This window comes from Alteromonas sp. ABH4_456, from assembly GCF_056160645.1.
In genome coordinates this window covers 40411-55955 of the sequence record NZ_JBSWXO010000004.1, presented here as the reverse complement: position 1 = coordinate 55955, position 15545 = coordinate 40411, and the positions used below count along the sequence as shown (strand labels likewise).

Annotated in this window: 17 protein-coding genes; 7 read left to right on the top strand and 10 right to left on the bottom strand. The window is 48.5% G+C overall.

Annotated features, from left to right (window positions below; all coding sequences use genetic code 11):
* The 7 genes from ACXAG2_RS07690 (at position 1) to galE (ending at position 7519) form a co-directional block, all read left to right on the top strand.
* Positions 1–1848, top strand: coding sequence for a polysaccharide biosynthesis/export family protein (locus ACXAG2_RS07690; RefSeq protein WP_474865719.1), 1848 nt, complete (start codon positions 1–3; stop codon positions 1846–1848).
* A complete protein-coding gene (locus ACXAG2_RS07685; protein WP_474865717.1) occupies positions 1848–2630 on the top strand; it encodes an ABC transporter permease in 783 nt (260 codons plus the stop codon). Before ACXAG2_RS07690 ends, ACXAG2_RS07685 begins: the two co-directional genes overlap by 1 nt.
* Positions 2627–3277 carry an ABC transporter ATP-binding protein gene (locus tag ACXAG2_RS07680; RefSeq protein WP_474865715.1) on the top strand — a complete coding sequence of 217 codons (651 nt, stop codon included), beginning with the start codon at positions 2627–2629 and terminating at the stop codon, positions 3275–3277. Before ACXAG2_RS07685 ends, ACXAG2_RS07680 begins: the two co-directional genes overlap by 4 nt.
* Before the next feature lie 25 nt (positions 3278–3302).
* Positions 3303–4409 carry a KpsE/RkpR family capsule polysaccharide export protein gene (locus ACXAG2_RS07675; RefSeq protein ID WP_474865712.1) on the top strand — a complete coding sequence of 369 codons (1107 nt, stop codon included), beginning with the start codon at positions 3303–3305 and terminating at the stop codon, positions 4407–4409.
* A gap of 199 nt (positions 4410–4608) precedes the next feature.
* The gene (locus tag ACXAG2_RS07670; RefSeq protein WP_474866214.1) at positions 4609–6090 is read left to right on the top strand and encodes a peptide MFS transporter; all 1482 of its coding nucleotides are present in this window, start codon (positions 4609–4611) and stop codon (positions 6088–6090) included.
* Between the two features lie 110 nt (positions 6091–6200).
* The gene (locus ACXAG2_RS07665) at positions 6201–6503 is read left to right on the top strand and encodes a DUF6170 family protein (RefSeq protein ID WP_303574457.1); all 303 of its coding nucleotides are present in this window, start codon (positions 6201–6203) and stop codon (positions 6501–6503) included.
* Positions 6500–7519, top strand: a complete 1020-nt coding sequence (gene galE / locus ACXAG2_RS07660; protein ID WP_474865710.1) for a UDP-glucose 4-epimerase GalE — start codon at positions 6500–6502, stop codon at positions 7517–7519. The genes ACXAG2_RS07665 and galE overlap by 4 nt, the downstream gene beginning before the upstream one ends.
* A 99-nt stretch (positions 7520–7618) precedes the next feature.
* Here the strand turns inward: galE and ACXAG2_RS07655 are convergent, their stop codons facing one another.
* The 10 genes from ACXAG2_RS07655 to ccmA are packed head-to-tail and all read right to left on the bottom strand — an operon-like array spanning position 7619 to position 15506.
* Positions 7619–8437: an MlaA family lipoprotein gene (locus tag ACXAG2_RS07655; protein ID WP_474850973.1), complete on the bottom strand. Its 819-nt coding sequence runs from the start codon at positions 8435–8437 to the stop codon at positions 7619–7621.
* On the bottom strand, positions 8434–9687 hold the full coding sequence (gene ccmI / locus ACXAG2_RS07650; protein ID WP_474865708.1) for a c-type cytochrome biogenesis protein CcmI: 1254 nt from the start codon (positions 9685–9687) through the stop codon (positions 8434–8436). The genes ACXAG2_RS07655 and ccmI overlap by 4 nt, the downstream gene beginning before the upstream one ends.
* The gene (locus tag ACXAG2_RS07645; RefSeq protein WP_474865706.1) at positions 9684–10136 is read right to left on the bottom strand and encodes a cytochrome c-type biogenesis protein; all 453 of its coding nucleotides are present in this window, start codon (positions 10134–10136) and stop codon (positions 9684–9686) included. Before ACXAG2_RS07645 ends, ccmI begins: the two co-directional genes overlap by 4 nt.
* Entirely contained in the window at positions 10133–10738 is a 606-nt protein-coding gene (locus ACXAG2_RS07640; protein WP_474865704.1) for a redoxin family protein, read from the bottom strand. The genes ACXAG2_RS07645 and ACXAG2_RS07640 overlap by 4 nt, the downstream gene beginning before the upstream one ends.
* Positions 10735–12732: a heme lyase CcmF/NrfE family subunit gene (locus ACXAG2_RS07635; protein ID WP_474865701.1), complete on the bottom strand. Its 1998-nt coding sequence runs from the start codon at positions 12730–12732 to the stop codon at positions 10735–10737. Before ACXAG2_RS07635 ends, ACXAG2_RS07640 begins: the two co-directional genes overlap by 4 nt.
* Positions 12729–13199 (bottom strand): cytochrome c maturation protein CcmE, encoded by a 471-nt coding sequence (gene ccmE, locus ACXAG2_RS07630; RefSeq protein WP_474865698.1) that lies wholly within the window; start codon positions 13197–13199, stop codon positions 12729–12731. The genes ACXAG2_RS07635 and ccmE overlap by 4 nt, the downstream gene beginning before the upstream one ends.
* Before the next feature lies 1 nt (position 13200).
* Positions 13201–13431, bottom strand: a complete 231-nt coding sequence (gene ccmD / locus ACXAG2_RS07625; RefSeq protein ID WP_474865695.1) for a heme exporter protein CcmD — start codon at positions 13429–13431, stop codon at positions 13201–13203.
* Positions 13421–14176 (bottom strand): heme ABC transporter permease, encoded by a 756-nt coding sequence (locus ACXAG2_RS07620; protein ID WP_474850959.1) that lies wholly within the window; start codon positions 14174–14176, stop codon positions 13421–13423. The genes ccmD and ACXAG2_RS07620 overlap by 11 nt, the downstream gene beginning before the upstream one ends.
* Positions 14176–14844, bottom strand: a complete 669-nt coding sequence (gene ccmB / locus ACXAG2_RS07615) for a heme exporter protein CcmB (RefSeq protein ID WP_474850957.1) — start codon at positions 14842–14844, stop codon at positions 14176–14178. Before ccmB ends, ACXAG2_RS07620 begins: the two co-directional genes overlap by 1 nt.
* Positions 14841–15506, bottom strand: a complete 666-nt coding sequence (gene ccmA / locus ACXAG2_RS07610) for a cytochrome c biogenesis heme-transporting ATPase CcmA (protein ID WP_474866211.1) — start codon at positions 15504–15506, stop codon at positions 14841–14843. The genes ccmB and ccmA overlap by 4 nt, the downstream gene beginning before the upstream one ends.
* Positions 15507–15545: the final 39 nt, after the last annotated feature.

Here is a 15545-nt window from a genome sequence, read left to right as displayed (position 1 = left end):
ATGTCAGTATTCCGTACACTTTCCACCTTGAGTAAGGTGGTATTGGCTTGTGCCTGTTTTTCCTCTATTGCAACTGCGCAATCGCTGGCCGATCTTCAGCAATTACGTGAACAGGCCCAACAGCAAAATTCAGGCAACGCCGGTGCAGCAGGTTCAGTGAGCACTCAAACTCAAGCTGTATCCCCCATGAATGTACAAACATCCCGAACTCTGCCCGGCGCCCGCAACGACATGTCAATGACCACCGGCCAGTATACAAAGGTGCCGCGATCAGGTGTGTCATTACCGGGTGAACCAACAGTAGAAGATGTATTTCCGTATAGCGAGCCGCTTGTATCTCCTCCATTCGCAGCGAACTTGTTCATAGGTGGATTTGAATCTGAGCGCAGTTCAGGCGTTAACGAAAACTATCTGATTGCTCCCGGTGATAAGATTTCTATCTGGATGTGGGGTGCAGTCAACTTTTCAGATGTAGTTACCGTTGATAACCAGGGAAACATTTTTATTCCTAACATTGGTCCCGTTCGTGTTGCAGATACTCTTGCAGGATCTGTAAATGCACTGGTTACGAACAGTATAAAAAGAATTTATACCAACGACGTAAACACCTATGTAAATTTACTGACGTCTACACCGGTAGCGGTTTATCTCACCGGCCCTGTGATTCGACCCGGTCAGTATGCTGGTCTGGCATCAGACAGTGTACTTTATTACCTCAAGCGTGCCGGAGGTATCGATTTCAACCGCGGAAGTTTCCGTAAAATCGACATCCGCCGTGAAGGGAAAGTGATTGCTACGGCAGACCTTTACGAGTTTATTCGTCAGGGCACACTCCCCGGTGTTTCGTTCAAAGACGGAGACACTATCGTTGTTCACCCGGTAGGTGACAGAGTCACCGTTGCCGATGGTGCAAATAACAGCTATACCTTCGAATTCAAAAAAGATGAGTTAATGGGTGAAACCTTACTCGATTACGCCAGACCCCGGGACTTCACCAGTCATGTCTCGGTTGCCGGTCTTCGAAGTGACCAGCAGTTTGCTCAGTACGTTTCTTTAGAAGAATTCAACAATGTGGTCTTACAGTCCGGCGATGAAATCAATTTCATCAATGACCATGTTGCAAATGTTTACCAGATTAATATTGAAGGTGGCCATACCGGCCCCTCAAAAATCATGGTTGATCGTGGTACCCGTTTGCAGGATGTCCTGGATTATATTCATGTAGATCCATCCCTGGCCAGTGCATCAGATGTTTATCTTCGCCGCGAGAGTGTCGCTGATAGTCAACGGGAACTCATCGAGCAATCTTTGCAACGTCTCGAGCGAAGCATCTATACCGCCCCAATCAGTTCTACAGGTGAAGGCTCCATCCGTGTTCAGGAAGCACAGCTTGTCAGCGATTTTATTGAGCGGGCAAGACAAGTTGAGCCGCAAGGCAAAGTAATAGTTGCTGAAAACGGAGAAGTGGCCAACGTGCTATTGGAACCCAACGATACAATTGTCATCCCTGAAGCAACCGATCTTGTTCATGTTGGCGGTGAAGTAATGATGCCTCAGGCTATTGTATTCAATAAAGATGCAACTACTGCAGACTACATCGCCTGGGCCGGTGGATTTACTCAGCGTGCTGACGACGCACGAATTCTTATTATCAGACAAAACGGTATCGTGGAGTTTGACAGTATCCACGGTAGCCTTTGGTCTGAAGGTGAAGGCAAGCTATCGATCCGGTCAGGTGATCAGGTTGTAGTACTGCCGTCTATCGATGTTAAGTCCTTGCAAACCATCAAGGATATTACACAGATCATTTATCAGATTGCTGTTGCGGCTAACGTAGCTACTAACTGATGGAAATGACATTCAAGTCTCAGATTCAGGCATGGCGAAGAGTGATCTTCGCTCTGTTTCTGCGGGAACTGCAAAGTAAGTTCAATGATAAACTTGGACTCGGCTGGGCTTTTATAGAGCCTTTTGTGTTTATTTTTGCAATGTCTTATCTGCGTAGCTTTATTAGTGGTGATGATGTTCACTCAGTGCCTCTTTTCGTCTTCATGATGATAGGCCTGATGGGTGTACAGACTTTTATGACTTCTACTTCTGTGCTGCCAGAGTCAATCGGCAGAGCAAAGCCACTTTATGCTTTCAGACAAGTGCAGCCAATGGCTGCACTTATCACCTCTGCGTTTATGGAATTTGTGATAAAAGTTGGTGTTATTTGTCTGGTAGTGTGTGCGGTGTACTTACTGGATATTGACTTTGAAGTTAATGATCCTCTGCTCTTAATCGCCCTGTTCGCATTATTATGGGTTCTATGCTTTTCTGTTAGCTTGGTATTTGGCGTACTGATCGCATATATACCTGAAATGAAAAAACTCAAAAATATGTTAAACCGGCCCATATTCTTCATCTCCTGTACTTTTTTCAGCCTGCAGGATTTGCCGCCAGATGTCTGGCCCTGGCTAACCTGGAACCCTCTTGTACACTTTATTGAGTTGGCCAGATATGCCTGTTACAAAACATATGGTGATGCCGGTGTGTCTTTGCAATTTGCTATTGAAGTAACAACTATCAGCCTCTTTCTGGGACTTGCGCTCTATCATACGTCATGGAAGAAGGCACTGTCCCGATGATAAAAATAGAAAATCTGACAAAAAGCTATCCGAGTAAGTTGGGGCCACAATACATATTCAAGAATTTAAACTTTGAATTTCCCACCGACCACAGTGTTGCCATATTAGGTAAAAATGGAGCGGGTAAATCCACGCTGTTTCGGATGCTGGCCAAAAGCGAATACCCGGATAAAGGCAGAATCCTCACCAATAAATCCATGTCATGGCCAGTCGCACTGGCAACTGGCATTCATCCTCAAATGACAGGCAGAGAAAATACCAGGTTTATTGGCCGAATCAATCAGGTCAAATCGTTAAGTCAGTACGAACAACAAGTACAGGAGTTTGCTGAAATTGGCGGACGGTTTGATTTGCCAGTTAAAACGTACTCCTCCGGTATGCGGGCTAAGCTGGTTTTTGCCTGCTGTATCAATATTGATTTCGACATTTATCTCATTGATGAGGCAACTTCTGTGGGCGACCCCACCTTTCGACGCAAAGCCAGGAGTGCACTGAAAGAGAAAAACCAGACTGCAGGTATGATTATGGTCAGTCACGAACTTGACCAAATTAGGGAGTTTTGTACCTCAGCCATTCTTATTGAACAAGGTATACTCAATTATTTCGGTGATTTAGAGGAAGGCATCAGTGCCTACATGGCAGAATAAATTTAGGTTAAATGATTTTAAAACTATGAAAGCGAAAGCAACCCTCAATAAACTTAAAAAGAACAAGTTGGTTTTCATACTTGCCCCCTGGCTCTTATATGCGTTTTATCTGATCGTATGGGCAGCGCCACAATTTGAGAGCACCAGTAAACTTATTATTAAATCTACGGACGGCGGCAGTTCCTTTGACCCCACCAGTTTACTGGGTGCATCAATTAGCGGCGTTGCCACGACCAACGACAGTCAAATTATCGAGAGTTACATCAAATCTCAGGGCATGATGCGCTACCTCGAACAGGCTTTATCTCTGAGCAGTCATTACGGAGCAGACCATGCGGACATATTCAGTCGTTTACCGGAAGACCACAGCCAGACTCAATTTTATGAGTACTACCTGCAAAAAATTTCTGTGGAAGTAGATTCAACGTCTTCTGTTATTACTTTAAATGTAAAAGCTTACGCGCCGGAATTTGCTCAACAGGTTAACAGTACTATTGTGCACAAGGCAGAGCAATTTCTGAACGACATTAATAACAATCTGGCCAAATCTAAAATGGAATTCGCTAAGGGCGAACATCAGGTTGTAGAAGATAAACTGCAAACTGCAAAGCGTGACATCCTCGCTTTCCAGTCTAAGTATAATGTGCTTGACCCTACCGCAGAAGGTGCCGCTTCCCAGCAAATTGCGTTCTCTTTGCAGGCCACGCTGGCGCAAAAGAAGGCAGAGCTGAATACCATGGAGACGATGATGTCACCCAGTGCCCCTGAGGTACAAAACATCAAACGTCAGATTGGAGCCCTGCAACAACAAATTAATATTCAAAAGGAAGGCTTCAGCAACCAGGTAACCGGTGAATCGCTGTCTGTAACAGAACAGATGGCAAAGTACTCTGACCTGCAAATCCAGCTGCAACTGGCTATTCAGGCTTTTTCGTCCTCGCTGGTGTCACTGGAAAATGCCAGGGTCGAGGCCTATCAGAAGTTACAATATTTGGTCACCATCGAGTCACCCACCCTGCCGGATGACAATGCTTATCCTAAAATAGTCTATAACCTGGTGCTTTTTGGTGTCATTTTACTCATCCTGTATGGCACAGCACGTATTATCATTGCAACTATCAAAGAGTTGTAAACAGCTAAAAGGGCTACACCTGCCTTATAGGTTAGTCCTTTTAAAGACTAAGCGTTTTACCCTGTAATTCTCTTGTGTATAGTGGAGTCAGGCATTAATTCACCTGACTGAGTCCGCAAGGAAACAGAACCGCCGTTATCTCAGGCAATGAATTACAAAACCAATAACAATCATTACAAAACGGAACGACATTGTGACAATAAAAACATCTAACGATTCCAGTTTCTTTGGCCATCCGGGGGGCCTGCAGACACTGTTCTTCACTGAAATGTGGGAGCGCATGAGTTACTACGGTATGCGCGCCCTGCTTGTTATTTTCATGACTCTCACCATCCAGCAGGAAGGTTTAGGGTTCGACAAAGAAACCGCCTATGCCATTTATGGCTTGTATACCGGTGCTGTTTATTTCATGGGCCTTTCCGGCGGCTGGCTGGCAGACCGTCTGTTCGGTGGCCAGAATGCAGTGTGGTACGGCGGTATTATTATTATGTGCGGCCATATCGTGCTGGCCATCCCCACCACCTCTACCTTCTTTATCGGCTTAATCCTGGTTGTGCTTGGCACAGGTTTGTTGAAACCCAACATCAGTGCAATGGTCGGTCAGCTTTATTCTGAACATGATGCCCGCCGCGACAGTGGTTACACCCTGTACTACATGGGTATCAATATCGGGTCAATTATCGGTAACCTGGTGTGTGGCTGGTTAGCCGTTAATCAGGGTTATCACTGGGCATTCGGTGCCGCTGCTGTGGGCATGGGTATTGGTCTTATTCAATACAGAATGACTCAGCATAAGCTGCCTTCAGAATCAGCGAGTCCTACAGTGAACATGACACCAGCCGGTGTGAAGAAAAGCTGGACCGGCATTATTTTATTCCTCGTCACACTGTCCATCGTCACTTATGCCATGAGCATGGGTTATCTGGTCATTGATGTTGCAGAAGTCGCAGAATCGGTAGCCTATCTGTTTACTGCTATTTTCCTGCTGTATTTTGGTTTCATCTATTTCTTCGGCGATTTAAGTGAAAATGAAAAGAAGCGGATGCTTGCATTGTTCTTAATCTGCGTAGCCTCTTCCTGCTTCTTTGCCGGATTCGAACAGGCAGGTTCTTCACTGAACGTGTTTGCTAACGAAGATACTGACCGCATGTGGGGCGACTTTGAAATTCCTTTCGCCTGGTTCCAGTCACTCAATTCGTTGTTCATTATTGTACTGTCACCTTTCTTTGCCGCCCTGTGGATTCAGTTAGGTAAACGAATGATGGATCCTTCCTACGGTATCAAATGTGCCCTGGGTACCCTTATCATGGGCAGCGGTTTCATCGTAATGTTTTTTGCAGCCATGTATGCAGCGGGCGATCAGAAAGTGGCGCCTTACTGGTTAGTTGCTACCTACTTCCTGCACACTGTGGGTGAACTGTGTTTAAGCCCGGTAGCATTAAGTGCGGTAAGTAAATTATCCCCCCGTCGCTTCTCAGGACAGCTGATGGGTCTGTTCGTACTGACTTACTCTATCGGTAGTGTGATTGCTGGTGTAATGGCCGGTGCGTTTGGTACAGAGTCAGATAATGTGTCGGCACTGTTCAGCAATATCGCCATGTTTGCCGGCGTCATCGGTGTACTGGTTCTGGTATTCTCGCTGAAAACCCGTAGCTGGGAGAAGCTGCCACAGGAAGATTAAACATCTTCCACCAAAGGCGGGTTGATCCCGCTACCGATTAATCTATTATAAACCGCTGTAACGTTATTCCTGGTTCAGCGGTTTTTTCTTTTCAGGATCATCAAGCAGTAATGGCAATTTATTTTTCTACCAGACAAATTCCGGGCCTGTCCGCTCTTCCCCTTGCTCAGCGTATGACTGTGATGGACAGTGCCGCAAAATGTCTCACTGTCCCCGAAAAAACTCTGCTCAATATTTTAAAACTACTGGTTATCGTACCGGTGTTTGCATTGATTATACGGACAACGACGAACTGGCACTCATTGCTGTGGGCATTGCTGGTATTTTTGTTGTATCCGTTAGTCGTGAAACCTATTCAATATTCACTGTGCGCCAAGTATGTGCCACAAATATTATCTAAGGAGAGACAATGAAAACCATCCTGGTAACAGGCGGTGCAGGATATATCGGCAGCCACACTGTGCTTCAGCTGCTGGAACAGGAGTATCATGTTGTCGTACTCGATAACCTGGTTAATTCCAGTGCCGAATCCCTTCGTCGTGTTGAAAAAATCACTGGCAAACAAGTGACATTCGTACAGGGTGACATCCGCGATGACAATGTACTGAATACCATTTTCAGCCAGCATCAGGTCAATGCAGTGATCCACTTTGCGGGTCTGAAGGCGGTTGGTGAATCTGTACAGAAGCCTTTGGAATACTATGAAAACAACATGTACGGCACGCTGAGCCTGTGTAAGGCAATGCGTAAGCACAATGTCATGAATCTGGTTTTCTCCTCTTCAGCCACCGTTTACGGCGATCCTGTATCGTTACCATTGCATGAGAAAATGGCAACAGGTCATCCGACTAACCCTTACGGCATGTCAAAACTCATGGTGGAACACATGCTGACAGATTTGTACAAGTCAGATGAACAATGGAATATCGTATTGTTGCGTTACTTCAATCCGGTGGGTGCACATAAGTCAGGCCTGATTGGTGAGGATCCTAATGGTATTCCGAACAACCTGATGCCATACATCTCTCAGGTAGCTACAGGTAAACTGGAACAACTGAGCGTATTCGGTGATGACTACGATACAGAAGATGGTACAGGCGTAAGAGACTACATTCACGTTGAAGACCTTGCCAATGGGCACCTGAAAGCACTTGACCGTCTGGCGCTAAATATGGGACTGGATGTGTACAATCTGGGAACCGGACAGGGCTATTCCGTGCTGGAGATGATTAAAGCATTCGAAGAAGCATCAGGGCAAACTGTTAACTACCGGATAGCTCCCAGACGCAGCGGTGATGTTGCAGCCTGTTATGCCGACCCTACACTGGCGGCAAAAGAGCTTAACTGGCATGCTGAAAAAAACCTGCAGGACATGTGTAAAGATGTGTGGCACTGGCAGTCAAATAACCCGAAAGGTTACCAGGACTGATTATGAACCGGCACATTGAAATGTGTGCCGGAATAAGTAACCGGAGTGCGGAGAAACTTTCTCCGCATACATTTATTACTTCAGCAATCTGAATGGCGGTTAATTCTGTTCTTCAGGCAAATCAAGATCATCAAGCATAGATTCGAATTCTTCGAAATCGTCCAACTCTTCCTGCTTAATCACCTTTTCACCACTTTTTCCGTCAGTTACACGAAATTCAAGATTCTGGAAATAGGCGTTTTTAATGAAGGCATAGTCATCAATCGCCTGCTCAAGCTGCGGCTCCTGATCGATCAGCCCTGCACGACCTTCCAGAATAGAGACAGCGAATCTGGCCACATTCATACTACCGGTAAGCACAGTCATCGGATAATACACGTTATCCGCTACATCACCGGCCAGTGAGCGCGGATCGCTTGGCCCCAGTGCAGGAAACATAAGGTAAGGACCTGTTTCCACGCCCCAGTAACCGAGCACTTCTCCGAAATTCTCACGCTGACGTTTGATACCCATCGCGTCGGCCACATCAAACGCACCGAACAATCCGACGGTAGAGTTGATGATAAATCTGGCCAGGCTATCCAGCCCTTCATCAATTTTTCCCTGGAAAAAGTTATTAAACATATTGCCGGGCTCATCCAGGTTATTGGTAGCATTCACAAGCCCGGTCCGGGCAAATTGCGGCATGACCGTCACATAACCAATTGTTACCGGGCGCAATATGTATTGATCAAGTACTTCCCAGTTGAAATTCCAGGCCACACGGTTCAGTGGCTCCAGCGGGTCTCTGGGGTCACCTTCCGGTAACTCATTGGTGGCCTGTGCCTGCTCATCCACCGCACGCTGACTGGCGCAACCTGACATTAACGTTATGCCCAGCAAAATGCAGGCGAAGAGTGATTTAGACGTATTGATCACTGCAATTCCTTGTTGATTTGTATCGGGAGCGGGAGCACTTCGCCCGGTGACACCGGTACCGTAAGTACTCCACTGAGGTCTCCGGCAGCGGGCATAACATCATCACCGGTCGATATTCTTGCGGTAAGCTTAACCTGCTGCAGAGATGCCAAAGTGAACGTTGGCACCATGGCATTATCCGTACTTAGCGACAAAGATACAGGAAAATTTTGTAACTGCATTTTAACTACAGCCGCCGGCATGCGGTTTTCACTCTGTGCATCCTGCGCATAAACAATCAGATAACCATTGTCAGGGAGTTTATCTTTTATTTCATCTGCAATGGTTACCGTAATATCAAACCCTGTTTTAGCAGCCATTTGCTCTGCTGCAACAGGCACAGATTGTTGCTGTTTCTGAAGAGCTGCAATACGTTCTTCCAGCGCTAGACGGGTTTCATGTTGCGGCGGCAGTTTATCGCGGATTAGCGCAAAGTACCGTTCGGTGCCGGCCAGATCACCCAGCCTTGCCGATACCACAGCCATCATCAAAGATAAGTTGTCATTCTCAGGGTTTTCTTCTGTCAGACTCTGCAAAACCCGCCGGGCAGCGGCCAGCTTTCCGGGGTCTTCTGACACCATCAATGCCTGTGCATAGGTAATCCTGATAGTTATGTCACCGGGTTTGAGTGACAAAGCTCGCTGAATGGATTGTAAGGCCTGTTCATCTTCTCCCACAGACATCCACAACCGGCCCAGAAACATCCATCCGGTAGCATCTTCGGGTTCGCTGCGTAGCCGCTGACGGATAGCATAGGTCAGGCTGGCAATATCCTGCGCGGTGAAGTTACCGGCATCACCGGATGCCAGCTTGTCACTCAATTCCGGTAATGACTCAATCGCTGCCTCAGCCTGTCTGACCTGATGCAGGTGGTTAACCGACCCGTAAACAATGGTGCCAGTTGCTATGGCCAGCACTGCACCAGTCAGCAAAGGCAGAAATGCAGACTGTTTCTTCACCGTCGCTTCAGAACCGGCCTCATCCACCATAGCCAGCTTCAGTTCATCACTGGCTTTTTGCCTGTCAGCTTCGGAAATGAGACCTTCAGAGACCTCTCTTTCCAGTTCAGTCAGCCGCTGACGGACAATTTCAATATTCGACAAGACATCCCGCTGACGTACTTCACGACGACGTAACCAGGGGAAGGCAACGAGCAACAGAACCAGTGTGATCAGTCCTGAGGTAATCAGCCCGAATTCAGTCCAGCTCATTCTTTATCCTGCTTTAACATAGCTTCTGCGCGCTTTAATTTCTCTTCCGTGTCCACCGGCATACTCTGCCCTGACTTACGGGTGACGAAGAATAGCACCACTGCAATAAACAGCACGGGTAGAGCCCATAACCAGAATGTGGCAATGTTCACCGGCGGCTTGTAGTAAACAAAGTCACCGTAGCGTTTTTTCATGTAGCCGATGATTTCATCTTCCGACTTGCCCTGCTGCATCAGTGAATACACTTTCCGGCGCATATCATGGGCGATCATGGCGTCAGAATCGGCAATATTCTGGTTCTGACACATGGGACAACGAAGCTCTCCGGTCAGCTTTAGAAAAAGTGCCCGCCGGGCCGGATCGTCAAAAGCATAGTTATCTTCTACCGCTATCGCGGTCACAGACAGTAAAGAAACCAGTAAAAGCAAAGCTATCCGTATGGTATTCATCGGGCTCCTCCGGCTTGCTGCGCTTCCTTCTCAGTCAGGAGCTTACGGTACAAGGGCCCGACTTTGGTTTCCCAGACTCTGGGATTGATATCACCGATGTGATGCATTCTGACAATACCGCGGCTGTCTATCAGGAAGTGCTCCGGAGCGCCGGTCACACCTAAATCCAGCGAGGTGTCACGGTAAACATCAAAGATATTATACTGATACGGGTTGCCGTAGCGGCTTAGCATTGATGTGACTTCCTGCTGCACACGGCTCAGCGTTTTCGTGCCAAAGTCAGGATCCAGATCCTGATCAAAATACAAACCGACAAAGTTGACCTCCTGCTCATTACGTAGTTCCGTGAGATAAGGCATTTCAACGGCACAGGTAACACACCATACGCCCCACACGTTCAGAATCGTGACCTTCCCCTTAAAAACGTCGGGAGTATAAACAACATCAGGCTGCATCAGATCGGGCAACGAAAAGTCCGGCACCACCTTATCCTGCACTTGTGAGTCCAGTGCTCTGGGATCGGAAAACAATCCCTGAAAAAGAAACACCACCAGTGCCAGAAAAATCACCAGCGGAATAACAAATAAACCTGTTTTTTTCATCCCTGCTCTCCTGCCATAGCAGATGTTGAAGCACGAAAGGCTTTTTTCACTTTTGCCAGCCTCGCCATCCGGTAGCGGCGGTCTGATACAGAGCAAATCCCACCCAGCGCCATAATAACTGCTCCGGCCCAGATCCATGTGACAAAGGGTTTAATGTACACCCTCACCGCCCAGGCACCGTCATCAAGAGGCTCGCCCATAGCAATGAAAAGGTCACGGAAGACGGTGGAGTGAATGCCCGCTTCCGTCATCGGCATTCTCTGCACTGTATATATGCGTTTTTCCGGTTCCAGGTGGACCAGTTTTTCACCATTAACATACACATCAAAAACGCCGATATCAGCGGTATAATTAGGCCCCTGAAACGGTTTCACTTCACTGAATGTAAACGTGTAACCGCCGAGTTCTGCGGTTTCTCCGGGCGCCATACGGATATCACGCTCCAGCGCATAATTTGACACAAGGGTGATACCAATAATTGTGACAGCAAAGCCAAGGTGACCAAGAACCATGCCCCAGTGGCTGGGTGTGAGCTTACGTAATTTCCGCCACAAGCTGTCCTGCGGCATTGCATCAGTGCGCTGCATAACTTCCAGCACCGAGGTCACCAGGATCCACGCAGCCAGTACCAGGCCGAGTGCAGCCATATAGGTAGGAGAATCGTAGGTAAAATTAATCAGTAACCCGGCACTGATACTCAGCCCGGCGGCAACGGAAATTTGTTTTTGCAATGCCCCCGACGCCTGATGCTTCCACCTTGTCAGCGGCCCGAGGCCAAGAAAGAACACGAAAGGTACTATCAGCACTGTAAACATCTGATTAAAGAACGGTGCACCGATGGATATAGAACCCAGGCCAAGCTCTTTATGAACCAGAGGCAGCAGCGTGCCCAGAAGCACCACCAGTGTTGCTGCACACAAAAATACATTGTTCCCCATCAGCAGGACTTCACGGGAAAACAGGCCATAACGGCCTGGTGATTTCAGCTGTGATGCTCTCAGCGCATATAGCAATAAACCGGTTCCGGACAGCACTACCAGAATACCGAGTATAAAAAGTCCTCTTGACGGGTCACTGGCAAAGGAGTGTACAGATACAATGACGCCGGAGCGCACCAGGAAAGTGCCTAGCAGGCTTAATGAAAATGCTGCGATGGCTAACAGAACAGTCCAGGATTTAAACACCTTACGCTTTTCTGTCACAGCCAGAGAATGCATCAGCGCCGTACCAACCAGCCATGGCATGAAGGAAGCATTCTCAACAGGATCCCAGAACCACCATCCGCCCCAGCCGAGCTCATAATAGGCCCACCAGCTTCCCAGCGCGATCCCCACGGTGAGGAACGACCATGCAGCAATCACCCAGGGGCGTGACCAACGTGCCCAGGTTGAATCCAACTGACCGGAAATCAGTGCGGAAATGGCAAAGGCAAAGGAAACAGAGAAACCCACGTATCCCATATACAGCATGGGGGGATGAATAATCATGCCGAAATCCTGCAAAAGAGGATTTAAGTCCCGCCCGTCCACGGGAAAGAAAGGCAACATGCTGTCAAAAGGGTTTGAAGTGAGCAGCATAAACAGGTAGAAACCGATCCCCACAGCGCCCAACACCGACAAAACACGGGATACCATTTCATCCGGAATGCCTTTGCTAAATATTGCTACAGCCATGGTCCAGACAGATAACATCAGTACCCACAGCAGGAACGAACCTTCATGTCCGCCCCACACGGCTGTCACTTTATAATAGTCCGGCAGTCTGCTGTTAGAATGTTGCGCTACGTAAGCAACACTGAAATCATCGGTGACGAAGGCCCACACCAGCGCAACAAACGCCAGCAATGTAAACAGGAACATGCCTGAGGCCAGCGGCTTGGCGGTGCCCATCAAAAAAGTATGCTTTGTCTGTGCGCCCCACAGCGGATACACAGCCAGTAAAATGGCGCATACCAGTGCCAGTGTCAGTGAAATATTACCCAACTCAGGGATCATTGTCCGGCTCCGGTATTGGCCGGCTTCACGTGTTTAATGCCTTTCATCTGTTCAGCCAGTTCCGGCGGCATATAATCTTCGTCGTGTTTTGCCAGCACTTCCTGCGCTTCAATGACACGGTCTGCCACCAGTGTACCGGTAGCCACAATCCCCTGCCCTTCACGGAAAAGGTCCGGCAGAATGCCTTTGAAACGTACCGTCACCGCGGGCCCGGTATCGACAAGGTCGAAGGACACCGCGAGACTTTCTTTGTCACGGTTGACAGTGCCGGGCACAACCATACCGCCTATTTTTAATCGCTGGCCAACCTGTGGCTTCACACCTTCACGGCCATCGATGATTTGTGATGGGGTGTAGAACAAATCGATACTGTCGGTCAGTGCGAACAGCATCAGGCCCACAGCACCGGTAACCAGCGCGCCAACCAGAGTAACAACTAATAACCTTTGTTTTCTGCGCGGATTCATACTAAACGCTCCTGTCAGAATTAGGGGAAGAGGCCTGAGCGGCTTGCGCAGCCTTACGGATGCGCCCTTTACGTTTTTGCTCAGCAGCAATGTGGCGGATGAGTTGCTTATGCGCCAGCCAGCTTTGACAAATAATGCCGGTCATCACCAGCGCGGCAATGCCAAAGGACAGCCAGACATAAAAGCCGTAACCGCCCATAGCCCAAAATTCTGCCCAACTGTTAAATTGCATCAGATGTCTCCCGCAAACCGGTGATATCCCGCACCCAGGGCCGGTGCATTTCCCGCCGCAGAATTTCAGTTTTCATACGCATGGTCGTAACAGCGGCGATAAACAGCGCGAAGCCTGCAAGATTAATCAGCAGTGGCCACAACATTTCCGGTGCAATAGACGGCTTGTCGAATTTGGTGATGGTGGAACCCTGATGCAATGTATTCCACCATTCTACTGAATAGTGGATCACCGGGATGTTCACAACACCCACCAGCGCCATAACACCCGCCGCTTTACCCGCCTGCTGCTTATCTTCAAACGCGGTATACAAGGCAATGACGCCAAAATACAAAAACAGCAGAATAAGTTCTGACGTGAGCCGGGCATCCCACACCCACCATGCGCCCCACATAGGTTTCCCCCATGCCGCACCGGTAAGCAAAGCAATGAATGTCATTGCAGCACCCACAGGCGCCATGGCAATCATGGCCATGTACGCGGTCCGCCATTGCCAGACCATTCCCACCAGCGCAGCTACGGCCATGGCGACATAGGTACTCATTGACAACATGGCAGATGGCACATGGATGTAGATAATCCTGAAGGAGTCACCTTGCTGATAATCCTGAGGCGCAAATAAAAGCCCCCATACTGTACCGCACAACAAGCTGATTACTGCAGCCACTGAAAACCAGGGGAGCAGCGTATTACAAAGCTGGTAAGCCCGCTCAGGCTTTGCGTAGGGATGTAACCACTTCCACATCAGTTCTGACTCACTTTTAAAGAGTAGGCAATGGCAGCCGGAGCTAATGCCATTGCCAGCAACAACATCGCGCCAATAATAGCAATTTGCGCCCTGTAGGGTAATTGTAGCGCAGCTGCATCCACTGCCGAGGTAGCAAATATCAATAATGGAATGAAAACCGGGATCAAAAGCAGCGCCAGGAGTACGCCACCACGCTGAAGCCCTACTGTTAATCCCATGCCGATTGCACCCACCAGTGACAAAAGCGGTGTTCCTAACACCAGGGTGAGTACCAGCGCTATGTACATGTCAACAGTGAGATTGAGAAACAGCGCAAGCAGAGGTGACAACAGCAAAAGCGGAATGAAAGTCACCAACCAGTGGCAAAGTACCTTTAGGGCGGCGACGGCATAGTAGGGCTGTCCGGATAATTGTAACTGTTCCAGTGAACCATCTGCGAAATCGTCCCGGAATAACCGCTCCATCCCGAGCAATGAGGACAATATTGCGGCTATCCAGATAACGCCCGGTCCTATCCGTTGCAGGGTTTCAGGGCCGGGTCCTATTCCCAGCGGAAACAATGTCACTACCATTAATAAGAACATAAGCGGCTGTACCAGCTCGGCCTTCTGACGAAATGCCAGTGCCAGGTCCCGTTTAAAAACCCCCTGATACAGGCCGCTCAAAACCGGTACTCCAAATCAAATGTCTGATACCCGCCCGCGCGATGGCTCAGTGTCTGGTGTGAGGTAGTCAACACAGCACCGCCAGTGCTTACATGTTCACACATTTTATCTTCCAGTTGGGCAACGCCACGGGTATCCAGTGCAGTAAAAGGCTCATCGAGGATCCACACGTCTGCCTGCTTCAACCATAATCTTGCCAAAGCGGCACGGCGAAGTTGCCCTGCAGACAGTGTGCGGCAGGGTACATCTTCCATACCCACCAGCCCCACCAGAGCCAGCACGTCATAAAGATTGTCTTCGTTAAAGCTGACTTTATGCTGCGCACACCAGAATTGAAGGTTTTCGAAAGGCGACAAGGTGCCGTTTATGCCGGCTTTGTGTCCTATATAGATGAGGCTGGTGAACCAGTCTTCGCCCAATGGTTTCCCCTGCCAGAGAAGGGAGCCGCTTTGAGGCTGACTTAATCCACTGAGGATACGCAACAAACTGGTTTTCCCGGCACCGTTAGGCCCACGCAAATAAATCAGCTGCCCTGGCAGGAGCTGAAAAGACAGATCTTCGAACAGTACTCTGTCCCGTTTAATGCACGTTAGTTTGCTGGCAACCAGTCCCGACAAACCGCTATCCTCTTTAACATATCTTTGTATATTCCGGTCTGGCATTCTAGCATAGGCAAAACGGAACACATCACGCCCATTGGC

Coding starts and splice junctions, on each gene's coding strand:
- ACXAG2_RS07690 (WP_474865719.1), top strand. CDS start 1: ATGTCAGTATTCCGTACACTTTCCACCTTGAGTAAGGTGGTATTGGCT.
- ACXAG2_RS07685 (WP_474865717.1), top strand. CDS start 1,848: ATGGAAATGACATTCAAGTCTCAGATTCAGGCATGGCGAAGAGTGATC.
- ACXAG2_RS07680 (WP_474865715.1), top strand. CDS start 2,627: ATGATAAAAATAGAAAATCTGACAAAAAGCTATCCGAGTAAGTTGGGG.
- ACXAG2_RS07675 (WP_474865712.1), top strand. CDS start 3,303: ATGAAAGCGAAAGCAACCCTCAATAAACTTAAAAAGAACAAGTTGGTT.
- ACXAG2_RS07665 (WP_303574457.1), top strand. CDS start 6,201: ATGGCAATTTATTTTTCTACCAGACAAATTCCGGGCCTGTCCGCTCTT.
- galE (WP_474865710.1), top strand. CDS start 6,500: ATGAAAACCATCCTGGTAACAGGCGGTGCAGGATATATCGGCAGCCAC.
- ccmI (WP_474865708.1), bottom strand. CDS start 9,687: ATGAGCTGGACTGAATTCGGGCTGATTACCTCAGGACTGATCACACTG.
- ACXAG2_RS07645 (WP_474865706.1), bottom strand. CDS start 10,136: ATGAATACCATACGGATAGCTTTGCTTTTACTGGTTTCTTTACTGTCT.
- ACXAG2_RS07640 (WP_474865704.1), bottom strand. CDS start 10,738: ATGAAAAAAACAGGTTTATTTGTTATTCCGCTGGTGATTTTTCTGGCA.
- ACXAG2_RS07635 (WP_474865701.1), bottom strand. CDS start 12,732: ATGATCCCTGAGTTGGGTAATATTTCACTGACACTGGCACTGGTATGC.
- ccmE (WP_474865698.1), bottom strand. CDS start 13,199: ATGAATCCGCGCAGAAAACAAAGGTTATTAGTTGTTACTCTGGTTGGC.
- ccmD (WP_474865695.1), bottom strand. CDS start 13,431: ATGCAATTTAACAGTTGGGCAGAATTTTGGGCTATGGGCGGTTACGGC.
- ACXAG2_RS07620 (WP_474850959.1), bottom strand. CDS start 14,176: ATGTGGAAGTGGTTACATCCCTACGCAAAGCCTGAGCGGGCTTACCAG.
- ccmA (WP_474866211.1), bottom strand. CDS start 15,506: ATGCCAGACCGGAATATACAAAGATATGTTAAAGAGGATAGCGGTTTG.